Genomic DNA, 13,718 nt, shown 5'->3' on the forward strand with positions numbered 1-13,718 from the left:
GATCGCACGCACCCATCCACTTCTGTCGACCGACTTACCTAAAACCAATTGTCGCCAGAACGGTTGCTCCGCAATCGCATTCACCAGCACGACCCGATCGCCGGGTCGCACCAGGAAGGGATCGACACCAATGCCAGCACCACAGGACACAGGACACCACCGCTCATCAAAGAAGCGAGGGCGGGTGATCACATCGCTGCCCGCCGTGGCCGCGGTGACGATCGCCGGCCTGACCATGCAGGCCGCTCCTGCTCAGGCTGCACCATCGCAGCCGGGAGTGACCAGTCCTCGAGGATCACAACCGGGGGTCACGAGCACACCGCAGACGGCACCGGCCACCCTGCCGCCTCCAGCGCCGGAACCGCGCGTGTATTTGGACGGCTACCAGCCCTCACCTCGGGTGCAGCAAACCCCGTCACGTAGCTACGACGACTACCTGGCCGGTAATCAGCAGTCCTCGAATTACCAGAACACCTACTACGAGCCCACTCCCGCGCCGCAGGCCGCTCCGAGCGACGCTCCCCCGGCGTTGCAGGCGACTCCGCCGCCCCCGCCGCCGGTCCCGACGGTGCAGCGCAGGGTCATTGCACCGATCGAGGCACCGCCCGGAACGTTCATCGCCGGCGGCACGTTGGTGCCGGTCGATACCAAGATCGTCGACCAGAATCTGCTCACTCGAATCAACAACACGTTGCAGGCTGTGCAGGCGGATGGCGGAAACTGGCTCGTGGACAACGGGTTCGCCGATTCTCCCCGTGCCGACCGCATCGCAGCGGGTACCGCGACCGGCGTCATCGCAGGCGGAGCGACCGGTCTCGCGGCATCGGTGGTCCCGGCCGCGGTGATCACCGGAACCGCAGCCGCTATCGGCGGCGGACTCGGTGTCGCCGCCTCCACAGGCACCGGTGCTGTCGTCTGGGGAGGACCAGTGGGTTGGGTCTTCATCCCTGGAGCGGCAGCACTCGCGGGAGCCGGCGTCGGCGCAACACTGTCGGCACCGATCGTGCTGGGCCTGACCGGTGCTGGCGCTGTCATCGGCGGCATCCTCTGTGCCACCGTTCTCGGCGGCGAGCAGCAGATCATCGAAGAGCCGGCCCCTGCCCCGGCGGTTGTTCCCCCGGCGGCCGACAGCGTCCCGACGATCCCTCCTGCCGCAACCGTCGATCTCCCCGGACCCGTCGGGCAGGTTCGCGACACTCTCGCGTCCGACCCGAACGGCCGCCAGGTGCTCGCGGCGGCCGACACAGCCGTTCAGAACGCGGCTCCGATCGTCGACAAGGCCGTCAGCGATGCGTCGGTGTGGACCGCACCGGCGGCCTCGGCAGTGCAGGGCTTCACCTCGAAGGCCCTCGAACAGCCGCAGGTGGCGCAGACCGTCGAGACGGTGCAGGCGGCTGCAGCTCCTCTGGTCGATCAGGCCACTGCCGCTCTCGGCGGCTTACAGGCGGCGTTCGCACCCGCCTGAATCGCCCTACAGCCAGCTAGTTGAACCAGCCAGGAAGGACATATCCAAATGATTCGCCGTTCGACGACATCTCCGATTGCCAGTGCCACCGGTCCAGCACGATCAGGGGTGCCGTCGAGCTCTCCCCGTGTGCCGCGATCGCGCCGACGCGCGGTCGCGGCAGCCGGGGCTGCTGTGGTGTCCGTGGCGGTCGCCGCCGCTGTGTTGTTCAGCGGTGGCGACTCCGAGCCGGACACGACAGCCACCGATACGACCGTCTCTTCCTCGGTCGCGCCGACAACTGTTGCCGCCGGGCCGGATTGCTCAATGCCGACCGGTGATCAGAACAGCGGCCCCGGGGTCATTGCCGCGTTCGAGCACGCCTACTACGTCCAGAGATCGGGCGCGGCCGCGCACGCTCTGGTCTCACCGAACGCCCCGGCGAGTGCCCCGTTCACCGTCGAAGCGAACCTCGACGCAGGTATCGCCACCGCGCCGGCCGGCACCACCTACTGCCTCGATATCGACCCGCTGCGCACCGGTTCCTACACCCTCACCCTGACCGAGAGTGGCCCGAACGGGCCTGGGACGCAGTACCGCCAGCGGATCACCACCGATCAGGTCGACGGTCGCTACGTCATCGCCGCCATCGAGCAAGCGTGATCACCCACCGCCGCCACAGCGCGAGATCGCCGCAGCACCGCGGCGAACAGCCACCACGAAAGGAACGCCAGGACATGAGCGATGCAGCGAGCGAATGGGCCGAGGCCGCCACCGCAGTACGACAGGCACGCGAGACCCTCGAGGCGTCGACCGCGAGCGAGATCCGCGCCTGGGCCGAAAAATCGGGGCTGACCGACTGGTCGATGTGGCAAAAGATCAAACGAGAGCTCTACAAGCAGCTCGACCTCGACTACGACGGATTGCGCGCCAACGAAGCCGAGCAGGTCACCGACGCGGTCGCCTCTGCGGCGTCGGCCGCACCACTGGTCGAGCTCTACGCCGCAGGCGATGAGCGCGGCAGCTTCGCCGTGGTCGGCGACGGTGACGAAACAGCCTGGTACGGAACATTTCACGCTAAGGACGCGGTGTTCCGGCAGGGCGATCAGACCTCGGCCGACGACTCGGCGGCCGGCAAGGCAGCCTTTCTCGCCGGCAAGCTACGCGAAGAGCTCGACGCCCCCGCGATCCGGCTGATACTGCATATCTCCAACCCGCACCTCGACGGCGCGCGGCTCGCCGCTCTCGCCGCGCGATACGGAGTGCACCTCGAACGCCTCGACATCGACGACGAGAACCCGGCCACCGTGTGGTGCGAGGTTCCCGGGCACCGTCCGTGGCAGGCCATCCGGCTCTCCGATCTGCTCGTCGACGATCAAGCGGAGGTCGGCTGATGGCCGAACAGCACCCGCGCCCGGACGACGACAACCCCGTCGCGGGCTACGAAGCCGAGGACACCGTCAACCTCCGCGCTCAGCGCCTGCGCCGACCCGAATCCGAACCGGACGAACAGCCTGTAGAGGAGTCGGCCGACGACACCGCACCGGACCCGTACGGGGTCGGGCAGGACGCACTGGCCGCGGTCGAGACACCCGATGTCGACCCCTCAGCGTTCTACCGCGCACGACTGTTCGACCGCCAGGAAGAAGACCCGACCGCCGAGCCCGCCGAAGCAGGCCTGCGGGGCCGGATCAACGCCGCCCTGGGAACTCATCTCAAGCCCAAGCCCACATCGGCCGAAGTCAGACTGCGTCAGTCGATTCGCGTTGTGCAGCAGCCACTTCCTGGATGCTCGGTGGTCTCGGTCATCAATCCGAAGGGCGGAGCGGGCAAAACTCCGACATCGGTGATGCTCGGTTCGACGTTCGGCAAGCACCGTGGCCACGGGGTGACGGTCTTCGACGCGAGCGAATCACTCGGCAGTCTCGGCGATCGCGCCGCCCGCACCACCGATCCGGAGCTCACGGTGTGGGATCTGCTCGACCATGCACACGAGCTGGCGTCCTCGTCGGCGGTGTCGGGATCGCTCACTGCGTTCCTGCGGCGTCAACCGACGATGGAAGACATTCTCGCAGCAGATAATTCGGCCGACCGTGAGCGCAACCTGGGGTGGGACGAATGCGCCGCGGTGATGGCAGTGCTGCGCCGACACCGGGACCTGATCGTCATCGACACCGCCGCCAATCCCTTGGCCGAGAGCTGGCAGTGGGCCGTGCAGCATTCCGATGCCCTGGTCGTTCCGCTCCCGCTACGCCTCGACATCGCCCGGCAGGTCTATCAGATGCTCGAGGGCATCATCGCCCGCGGCTACGGACACTTGCTGGCGTCGACGATCGTCGTGACCTGTGCAACACCGGATTCCAACCCGCAGTTGGCGTCGGCGGTCTTCGAGGACCTGCGCAATCTCGGTGTCCAGGAAAGCAATTTCATTCAGGCCCCGTACGAATCAGCTCTCGCCCGCGGCGATCGGATCGTCTACAGGGGCCTCCCGCCCGCCACGATCGAGGCCTACACCAACGTCACCGCCCTGGTCGCCGACAACATCGCCGCGGCACGAGCCGGCGTCGCCTACCAATTCACCGATCCGTATTCCCCGCAGCCGGTGAACCGCCAGCCCGACAGCGCACCACCCCCACAGCTCTCGCAGTGGGAGCGGCGCAGCCGCGACCGTCGCGGAGCCTGACCCGTCCCCACCCCGCTCGACGCACACGAGGAGAAACACCATGACCGGCCAGAGAACGCACACCACCCCGCGGCGACGACAACGCCGGACACTGTCGGCGCTGACCGTCGTCGTCTCCGCGGTGGTCCTGGCCGCGGGCACCGTCCCCGCACACGCCGCACCGGCAGCGACGGCGGCGACCTCGTGCGCGAAGTACGTCGCGATCATGGCCCCGGGAACGTGGGAGACCAACGCCGCCGCGAACCCGACCGCCCCGGTCGGGATGCTCGCCACCGTCGGCAACGCCCTGAAACAGAAGTACGGCAACGATATCGAGGTCTACTACCCGGCGTACGCGGCGTCGGCGTTCGACAAGGGCCGCACCTACGCCGACAGCAAGGAAACCGGCAAGAGCGCCATCAACAACATCCTCACCTCGGCATGCGCGACGTCGAAGTTCCTGCTCTCGGGCTACTCCCAAGGCGCGGACGCCGCCGGCGACATCGCCGCCGAGATCGGCAACGGTCGCGGCGTCGTTCCCGCGGCCCGGATTCTCGGCGTCGGTCTGGTCGCCGATCCGCACCAGGGCACCGCCGGCGGCACCGTCGTCGGGCCGAAGATCGACGGTCAGGGCATCGGCGGGGTCCGGCCCGAAGGCTTCGGCTCTCTCGCCCCGGTGGTCAGGCAGCTCTGCAATCCCACGGACCTGTACTGCTCGACGAACGCCGGCAAGGACGGTCTGCTCGCGGGCCTGGGCAAGGTCCTGGCGAACAAGCCCGTCGACCCGGGCGAACAGGCCGGAACCGGGTCGACCCCAGCAGCGTCGAATACCGCGGTTCCGTCGACGACCGCGCAGGGCGGCGTCACCGGTGCCGAGACACAGCCCGGCACGACGCCGACACAGGCCGGAGGGGTCAGCGATTTCTCGTCGTCGCTGGTCTCTGACTTCTCCCGCGTCGATCTGGCGGGCGCCGCGAACACCGCATCGACTCTCGGGGAGCGGGTGGCCACCCTGCCCGACTCGGTGGGAACCAACCGCACTCAGTCACAGGTCGCCAGCGTCGGGGCCTCGGCGACATCGCTGCTCAACACCCTCGAACCGGTCGCCGACGTGCAATCGGTGATCGCCGCGAACCCCGGCATCCGCTCGACCCTCGACACCGCACCGGAAGGATCCCCGGAAGCGAAGACGTCCACGGTTCTCGACGCACTCGACCAGATCGACATTCCCGCAGTGCTCAGCACCGCGACCTCGATCGCCGACACCGCATCATCGGTGCTGGGCGGCACCGGCACCACCGCAGGCCTGACCGATACGGCCGCAACGCTCAGCGGGCAGGTCGCACCGCTGCAGTCCGTGTCCCCGGACGCGCTGACCTCGGCAACGCAGGTGCTCTCGCTGCTCAAGCCGAAGACCGTGGTCAACCAGGTCGTCAACGTCGCGACCGGCTTCACGAGCCTGGACTACCAAGGCATCGTCGACAACCTGATCGCGCTGCCGCAGAAGGTCGCCGCACTCGACGTCGCGGGATCGCACAAGATCGCCGGGGACCTCAACAACCAGTTCGAACCGATCGTGAAAATGGCCGCAGGAGTGGACCTGCACACCCTCGCAGCATTGGTGGCGATGATCCCCGACCCCAGCGGATCGGCGCAGATCGCCTCCCTGGTGCTGAGCTTGCTCGGCAACGTCGACGTGATCCGCCTGGCCAACGATGTCGGCGCGATCCAGGAAGTCGCGTGGAAGATCCTCGAAACCGGCAACCTCGCGGCCGCCGCCGAACTGCTACCCATCGGGCTCGACCTCGCCTCGGTCGCGGTCGGAGTGCTCACCGGATCCTCCAAGACCAGCCCCGACCAGCTCGGCGCGCAGACCCAGGTCACCGGACAGTCCGCCGCGATCGGCCAGCAAGCCTCCACCGGCGATTTCGCCGGTCTGGCAGGCAGTCTCATCTCACTGGCCTCGTCACCGAGTGCAGGCGATGCCGCCGAGCTGGTCGGTGCCGGTATCGACGCCGCGACGTTCTTCGCCTCCGGTGCGCACCAGTCCTATGGCGACTTCAAGGTCGACTCCACCGGCCGCAGCGCACTGCAATGGCTCATCGACTTCTTCACCCAGAAGATCGGGGGCTGACCGGCGGCCACCGATCGGGCTCTGCAGCCGGGCGGGCATGACGCAGAGCAGCCGAAAACTACAGCACCACAAACGAACTACGCGTACCACCACAGGTGTCCGGGCGGGCACTGATCATCTTTTCGATTCGTGAGGACATGCACCGATGGCAGCATCACAGCAGGGCACCAAGGGCAGTGCGGGCGCACTGAGCCTGTTGCTGATCGCCGCCGTCGCTGCGATCGGCATGTTCGGTGTCCTCTCGGGCGATCGCACACCGCCGGTCGACGAAGGCACGTGCCTGCCTGCCGGCGCGGCCGTGGTGGCTCCGCACTCGGGCACGGTGGTGATGCCGCTGAGTGAGGGCACATACCAAGCCACGAGCGGTTTCGGTGCCCGCACGAACCCGGTGACCGGCGAGGCCGAGGGACACCAGGGCCAGGACTATTCCGCCCCAATCGGGACCCCGATCTACGCGGCGACCGACGGCACGGTCGTCAAGGCCGAACACGCCAGCGGGTTCGGCAACTGGATCATCATCGACACCACCGTCGACGGACAGTCGCTCTCGACGGTCTACGGCCACATGAACGACGACGGCGTCGGGGTCACCGCTGGCCAGACCGTCAAAGCCGGTGACCCGATCGGTGCCGTCGGCAACGCCGGACAGTCCACCGGGCCGCACCTGCATTTCGAGGTCTGGCCCGGGACTCGTCTCGCGTCCGGATCGAGCCCGGTCGATCCCGTGGCCTGGCTCGCCGCCGCCGGTGCCACCGCCCCAACCGCGAGCGCGGACGTTCTCGCGGCGGGACCGGCCGGCACCTCCGCCGCGATCCCGACCACCAGCACCAGCGGTGTATCGAGTCGATCGGTGAAACTCGCCGCCGCGATCAAACCCGGCTGCGGAGTCCCGGCCGGGTCGACCGGGCTGCGACCGGGGTCGGTGCCGGCGGACTTCGAGCCGTGGATCGTCAAGGCCGGCACCGTGTGCGCTGAGGTCACTGCTCCGGTCGTCGCCGCGCAGCTCGAACAAGAGGGCGGCTTCGACGTCAACGCCCACAACGCAGGATCGGGCGCGGACGGACCGGCACAGTTCATGCCTGCCACGTGGGCGGCGAAAGGCGTCGACGGTGATGGAGACGGCCGCAAGGACACCCGCAGCATCGCCGACGCGGTGATGAGCCAAGCCGCCTACGACTGCGAGCTGGCCGGCATCGCCAAGGACTCCCTCGCCGCCGGCAAGGTCAGCGGCGACCTGACCGAGCTGTACCTGTCGATGTACAACTGCGGCCCCGGCGCGACCCTCTCGCAGGGCCGGGTGTGCCAGAACGCCGAAACCCTCGACTACGTCGCAAAGATTCCCCGCCGCGCAGCAGAAGCGTTCTCCGTCGCCGTCCCCCAGGCCACACCGGGCATCGTCCCCGGTGGCCCCTTCGGGCAGAACGTCGTCGCGGCCGCGATGCGCTGGCTCGGCACCACCTACGCCTGGGGCGGAGGCGACCGCAACGGTCCCACCCGCGGGGTCAGCGACGGCGGCGGCCGCGCGGACATGATCGGCGACTTCGACAAGGTCGGCTTCGACTGCTCCGGACTGGTCCTCTACGCCGTCGCACAAGCCTCCGGCGGCGCGATCGTGCTCCCCCACCAGGATTCGGCGCAGATCGCCGACAGCCGCGGCCGCGTGATCGCCACCCCCGGCGAGCTCGCACCCGGCGACATCATCCAACCCCACTCGGGCCACATCTTCATCTGGCTCGGCGGAAACAAGGTCGTCGAGGCCCCGCAGTCCGGCGACGTGGTGAAGGTATCGGACTGGACCCCGCCCGCGAGTGGACTGACAGCACGGAGATTCGGATGAAAACCAACAGACGTACCGCCGTGGCCATAATCCTGACCGCTGCAACAATTCTCACTGCCTGCGGTGATGAAAGCACCGACAACGGCAGTGACGTCCCGTCGATCCCGGCGCAGCAGTGGACACCGGGTACGCCTCCACCGAGCGGCAGCGATCCCACCCGTACCCCGCCTCCGGCCGCGACCACGCTGCCCGACATCGCTGCAGGGGTGGACCGGCAGGATCCGGACTCGGTGGCCACCGCGGCGTTGACGGTCTGGTTCACCTGGAACACCGCCGTCGACGCCGGACCCAACGATGCCGCAGCCCGCACCGCACCGCTGCTCACCTCCGAGTACGCGCGCGAGATCACCTCCACCACAGCGCAATCGAGTCCCGGTGCGCAGTGGCTGGACTGGGCCGCCGACGGCGCGGTCCTGACCCCCGACCTCGTCGCCGACGACGAACCCGTTCCCCCGCAGACCGATTCGACGGCCTACCGCTCCTACCGCGTCACCCAACGCATCGACGGTGTGCCGGTGAGCGAGAGGGTCGTCGCGATGATCCTGCGGCGCGGCCCCGGCGGCTGGGAGGTGAGCCGCATTCAAGACAAATAGCTCCGCCTCATCTATCCGCTGGCACTGCAGAACACCATGTTTCGGAAAGGAACCCCCGATGGACACAGAATCCGTCACCATACCCACGACCCGCACCGCACGCCGAGCTCGTCGTGTGCTCGGCGTCCTCGCCCTCACCGCCGCGCTGACCGTCCTGGCCGGCGGAGTCGCCTCCGCTCAGGCGGTCAACCCGTTCGACGGGGTCAACCCGGATATCGGATTGTTCGGGCCCGCTCTGAACCAGACGTGGAAGCGCCTGCTCGCGGCGATCTGGGGAGCCAGCATCGCCCTCGCCGGCCTGTGGGTGCTGACCTCGTTCCTCAGCTCCCGGAAGGCGCGTAAACGCAACATGTCCAGCGATCTGAGCGAAGCGGGCGAGGATCTCAAGCTCTCCCTCATCATCTTGGGCGGTGTGGCCGCTGTCTCTCCGATCGTCGGCGCGGTCCTGCTCCTCGTCCAGCCCGGCGCGTAGCCGACCCGGCTCTACCCTCCATTTTCTTTGCCCCGACGCGGCACTGTCCGCAGAATTGAGCACTCATCATGGCCATCGACTACCGCAATGTCGGTTCCGAACCCCCCAGCTCCCCCAACACCGGCACTGTCTCCGGTGATCAGCACTCCGACAGCAAGTCCGGGTCCAAGCGTTGGATCGTCCTCGGTGCCATCGCACTGGCGATCGTCGCCGTCGTCTCGGTGATCGTGGTCGGTCTGTCGGGCGGCTCCGACGAGACCGGCGGCAGCGATGCCATCCGCGCAGTACACGGGCCCACGACGGTGAACAACGGTGTCCCCAGCGGATACACCCGCGACACCCAAGGCGCATCGACGGCCGCGGTGAACGTGCTCCAGGCGTTCGATCAGGCCAGCCAGGGCCGCATCGACATGAACGATGTCCGCTCGACGATGATCGCCGCCGACCCCGGTGCCGAACTGGCCCGCGAGATCGAACTCGGCAGCAACCGGGACGAGAGCAGCGACGTGATGAACACCCTGCCGGCCGCGGTGCACGTGTCCTCGTTCTCCGCCGACGCCGCGCAGATCTCGGTGTGGTCGATGACCACCACCCAGTCCGACATCAACAACACCGGCACCGTCGCTGTGAGCACTCTGTGGGCGACCACCGACATCTCGTTGATCTGGCAGGACGGGGACTGGAAGGCCAAGGACTGGTCCTACCGCCAGGGCCCGCGACCGGAGGACGCCTCCTACCCGGCCGCTGATTCCGCGCTCGGCGGTCAACTGACCGCAGGGTACTACACCTTCTACATCGACTAGGAGAGAACATGATTCGCCGTCTCGTTCTCATCGCGGTCACCGCCGCACTGGTGGCACTGTTCGGATCACCCGCTGTTGCGCTCGCCCAGCCTTCCGCCGTTCCCGCCCCCGCACCGGGTGCGGTCACCGCCCAACAACCGGCATCGAGGCTGCCCGCGCACTTCCCGGACGATCTCAAGAAATTCATCGGCGGCACCGAGGAATTTCGGAGCGGGCCCTGGTTCACGGGGAACTGCGCAGACCACGGCGGCGACCTGGGAACCTATATCTCCCAAGCACTCACGAACGAAAACCGGCTCCTGTACTGGACGGCATCGGACGAGAACAAAGCCGTCATGCTCGGCGATGCGAGCGCAGTCGGCTCCGACCCGCAGGCCCAGGCCACTGCCGAGATCACCCGTCAGGCCGTCGCCGACGGGACCGAACCACCCGCCGACGCTCTGCCGACCGTATTCCCGGCCGGGGACACCAGCTTTCACCCACCGACCGGAACCTGCGCCGAGGACCTCGCCCGGTGGGGCACCAAGGAATGGGGAACGTGGGGCTTCGCCTGGGCGCAGAGCCCGGACGCGGACTCGCTGACCGCGATCAAGGCACTGCCCGGTGCCGACAAGGTGCCCGACGCCGCCTGGTCGGACCCCTGCTCGCAGGGCTCGGGCGACCAGTACTGCATGCACGCCTTCTTCGTCGACTGCTCGAAAGCCGAACGGGCAGATGCCAGCCGCTGCCAGGACTGGAACCTCTCGATCGGACGATTGTTCGCCGGCACCGCAAACTGGATCGACAAGAACACCTCGTTCACCGAACGCCTCGAGGACACCCTCGGCAAAGTCATCGCGGCCACCCCGCAGTACAAGCTCGGCAAGGCCTACCTGCAGGCATTCTCCTGGATCTCGGGGGCCGCGAACGACGTCGTCGACTTCGTCACCGATCCGACCACCGTCATCGACGACTGGGTCAACGCCACCAAGAGCGGGGCCCTCTCCCTCACCGACGCCGTGCTCCGTGGGTTGACCTCGACCGGCGACTTCGATCCCACCCAGCAATGGTTCGTGACCTATTACGCCGGATCGACGGGTCTGGGAATCATGGTCATGTCGCTGGCGGTCCTGCTGGCGATCATGCGATCACGGCACAAGGGCTCACCGTCGGAGCTGGTGGCCAACGTCTTCGGCTACATGCCCGCCGGGGTGGTGATGATGCTGTTCTCCCTCGCCCTGGCCCAACTGGTGATCGAGTTCGCGTCAGTGCTCACCGAGGGCATTGCCAGTTTCAGCGGCTCCACGATCACCGAGATGGTGCAGAACATCTACGCCACGATGGGCACGCTGAACAAGGACACCGTCGTCGGCGGCTCGATCGTCGGCCTGGTCTTCTTCGGCATCCTGCTGCTCGGCGCGATGTCGGTCTACCTGGGGCTGCTCATGCACCAGATCGGGCTTCCGCTGACCGCTTGCGTCGCCGGAATCGGCTACGGCATGTGGGTGCACCCGACGTGGCGGACCAAAGCTCTGCGGCCACTGTTCACGTTCGTCGGCATCGTGCTCAGCAAGCCGATGCTGTTCCTGCTCATCGCGATCGTGCTCGCCGGGGCCAACAACGCTCTGCTCTCGGGCGGCGGCGGCTCGGGAGATCTCACCTCGCTCGGCGCTCTCGTGCTCGTCGGTGCCTCGATGGTCGTCGTCGGCCTGGCACCGTGGGCGATGCTCAAGTGGGCACCGATCCTGCCGACCAAAGCCGACTCCGAAGGATTCGGCGGCGGCGGTGGCTCCGTCGCCGGTGGTGTCATCGGAGGCGTGGGCAGCTCGGCCCTGTTCCGCAGCCGCAGCGGCGGAGGTGGTGGCGGCGGGTCGACCGTCACACCGCGCTCGACCCGCTCCGGCGACGGCGTCGACAAGGCCACCCGATCCACGCATTCGACGCCATCGACCAACTCCACCCCCGGCCACACCAGCGCGGCCGCCCACAGCGGCGGCGCCGACAAGGGCGGGGCGTCGACACCGAAGCGCTCGACCATGGGAATGGCCGGCCGACTCGGCGGAAAGCTCGCGACGGGATCGGCCGCGACGGTCGCCTCGGCCGGGGCAGCGGCGGTGCCGATCGCCGCGCAGTCCGCAGCGGCGGCGATGAACAAAGCCAAATCCAGTGCCGAGTCCGCACCGTCCGAAGCCGAAGGCAGGTAAGCGATGTCGACCGAGACCGTCGAGCACGACAGCGAGCAGAGAACCTCCATCCTGGGCGGTGAGATCGCGCGCCGCGGCATGACCGGGATCTCGGCACCGGTGCTCATCACCTGGACCGCCGCTCTGATCATCGGCATCGTGTACTACTTCGCGGCCGGTGGCGGCGCGATGACCGTCGGGCTCGTGGCCGTGTTCTACGTCGGGGTGTTCGCCTCGACGTACGAATTCGGCGACGCTTCCCTGGCGGCGCGGCAGTTGCACCGGTTGCGGAACTGGTCGCGGATGCGGCGCGGGGAGCACGTCTACCGCAACGCCGACGACTCTGCCTACGGGATCACCGAGCTCGACCCCGGCTGGGAGTACCCGGTGCCGCTCGGGCGGACCGCCCCGCTCGACGTCGCCGGCACCGGCCTGGACGAGATGTTCATCGTCCGCACCGCCAACCCCGGCGAGCGGGCCTATTACACGGTCGTACTGTCCGTGCAGGGCCTGGCAGGGGGGCTGCGCACCGACGCGGCCTGGGCGACGACATCGGAGAAATTCGGTCTGTTCAGCGCCTCGATGGCCCGCAAGACCTCGCTCATCCGCGGAGTGCAGCTGATCCACCGCTCCATTCCCGCGGATCTGACCATGCACGAGGACTGGGTCGAGCGGGAGGTCGAAAAGCTCGGCGACATGCGTCTGCGGGCACCGGTGGAGTCCTACGGCGACCTCATCGACACCATCCGGCCGCACTCGGAAGAGCACCGGGCGTACGTGGTGCTCAAATTCCCCCAGACCGACCACTTCGAGGCCGAAGCCGCGCGGGCTGCAGGCGGGAAAGGTGCCCGATTCGAAGGCGGTGTCGCCCAAGTGATCCGCGACGAGACGATGCGTGCTGTGAGCAAACTCGTCGCCGCCGGCATGGGCCGCGTCCAGGTCCTCGGTGAGCAGCGCACCTGCGCGCTGATCCGCGCGTTCGTCGACCCGTCGAACCCACTCGATCGCCACCAAGGGGCGCGGTGGTCGAACTGCTGGCCCTCCTACGTCGGTGGCCACGACTCGGTGGTGGTGTCCGGCCGCTGGCACACCCGTGTCGGGTTCCTCCCGCCGGCGAGTATCGAACCCATTCCGCTGGGCCCGCTGTGGCTTGCGCCGCTGCTGACCGGGGTCGCCCCCGACATCGGCGACGACGAGAACCCGCCCTCACCGACGATCCGAACAGTCAGTGTCCGAGTCGATTTCGTGCCCGACGCCGTCGCCCGGGAAGCGGCCAGTCAGGACTTCACCCAGGACCGGGCCTCGCAGGAAAGTGCCGCACGCAAAGGCATCACCGGCGACGGCTCGGCCGAAGTGATGGCCACCGCGTCCGGGCGTCGACGCACCGATCTGATGCCGGGCTCGGGCCATCACGGCACCATCTACTCCCTCGCGGTCGCGGTCACCGGCCGCGACGAAGACGACCTCGAGCGGGCCTGCATGCGCGTGGAGGAAGCCGCCGACGAATCGGCAATCAAAACCATCACCTGGCAGGACGACACGCACGACGTCGCCCTGTTCACCACCCTGCCCTTCGCTCGCGGTCTCGCCGTGACGCGCTACACCAAGTAG

General features: G+C 68.0%; 11 protein-coding genes. All 11 read left to right on the plus strand.

Features of this window, described 5'->3' with window-relative positions; translation table 11 throughout:
• Window positions 1-184: 184 nt before the first annotated feature.
• The 11 genes from J1M81_RS05470 to J1M81_RS05520 all read left to right on the plus strand — a co-directional run bounded on the left by J1M81_RS05470 (window position 185) and on the right by J1M81_RS05520 (window position 13,718).
• A complete protein-coding gene (locus J1M81_RS05470) occupies window positions 185-1,465 on the plus strand; it encodes a hypothetical protein (RefSeq protein ID WP_008709946.1) in 1,281 nt (426 codons plus the stop codon).
• 129 nt (window positions 1,466-1,594) lie between these two features.
• Window positions 1,595-2,107 (plus strand): hypothetical protein, encoded by a 513-nt coding sequence (locus J1M81_RS05475; protein WP_206497689.1) that lies wholly within the window; start codon window positions 1,595-1,597, stop codon window positions 2,105-2,107.
• A 74-nt stretch (window positions 2,108-2,181) separates the two neighbouring features.
• Window positions 2,182-2,838 (plus strand): hypothetical protein, encoded by a 657-nt coding sequence (locus J1M81_RS05480; RefSeq protein ID WP_008709948.1) that lies wholly within the window; start codon window positions 2,182-2,184, stop codon window positions 2,836-2,838.
• Entirely contained in the window at window positions 2,838-4,127 is a 1,290-nt protein-coding gene (locus tag J1M81_RS05485; protein ID WP_008709949.1) for a ParA family protein, read from the plus strand. Before J1M81_RS05480 ends, J1M81_RS05485 begins: the two co-directional genes overlap by 1 nt.
• Before the next feature lie 40 nt (window positions 4,128-4,167).
• Window positions 4,168-6,240: a cutinase family protein gene (locus tag J1M81_RS05490; RefSeq protein ID WP_008709950.1), complete on the plus strand. Its 2,073-nt coding sequence runs from the start codon at window positions 4,168-4,170 to the stop codon at window positions 6,238-6,240.
• A gap of 145 nt (window positions 6,241-6,385) precedes the next feature.
• Window positions 6,386-8,077 (plus strand): peptidoglycan DD-metalloendopeptidase family protein, encoded by a 1,692-nt coding sequence (locus J1M81_RS05495; RefSeq protein ID WP_008709951.1) that lies wholly within the window; start codon window positions 6,386-6,388, stop codon window positions 8,075-8,077.
• Window positions 8,074-8,670 carry a hypothetical protein gene (locus tag J1M81_RS05500; RefSeq protein WP_008709952.1) on the plus strand — a complete coding sequence of 199 codons (597 nt, stop codon included), beginning with the start codon at window positions 8,074-8,076 and terminating at the stop codon, window positions 8,668-8,670. The genes J1M81_RS05495 and J1M81_RS05500 overlap by 4 nt, the downstream gene beginning before the upstream one ends.
• Window positions 8,671-8,728: 58 nt before the next feature.
• Window positions 8,729-9,142 carry a hypothetical protein gene (locus tag J1M81_RS05505; RefSeq protein ID WP_008709953.1) on the plus strand — a complete coding sequence of 138 codons (414 nt, stop codon included), beginning with the start codon at window positions 8,729-8,731 and terminating at the stop codon, window positions 9,140-9,142.
• 68 nt (window positions 9,143-9,210) lie between these two features.
• Window positions 9,211-9,945: a hypothetical protein gene (locus tag J1M81_RS05510; RefSeq protein WP_008709954.1), complete on the plus strand. Its 735-nt coding sequence runs from the start codon at window positions 9,211-9,213 to the stop codon at window positions 9,943-9,945.
• Between the two features lie 8 nt (window positions 9,946-9,953).
• On the plus strand, window positions 9,954-12,128 hold the full coding sequence (locus J1M81_RS05515; protein WP_206497690.1) for a hypothetical protein: 2,175 nt from the start codon (window positions 9,954-9,956) through the stop codon (window positions 12,126-12,128).
• Window positions 12,129-12,131: 3 nt separating this feature from the next.
• The gene (locus tag J1M81_RS05520) at window positions 12,132-13,718 is read left to right on the plus strand and encodes an SCO6880 family protein (RefSeq protein WP_008709956.1); all 1,587 of its coding nucleotides are present in this window, start codon (window positions 12,132-12,134) and stop codon (window positions 13,716-13,718) included.

It is taken from the genome of Rhodococcus sp. KRD175 (assembly GCF_017168275.1).
Taxonomy (GTDB): Bacteria; Actinomycetota; Actinomycetes; order Mycobacteriales; family Mycobacteriaceae; genus Rhodococcoides; species Rhodococcoides fascians.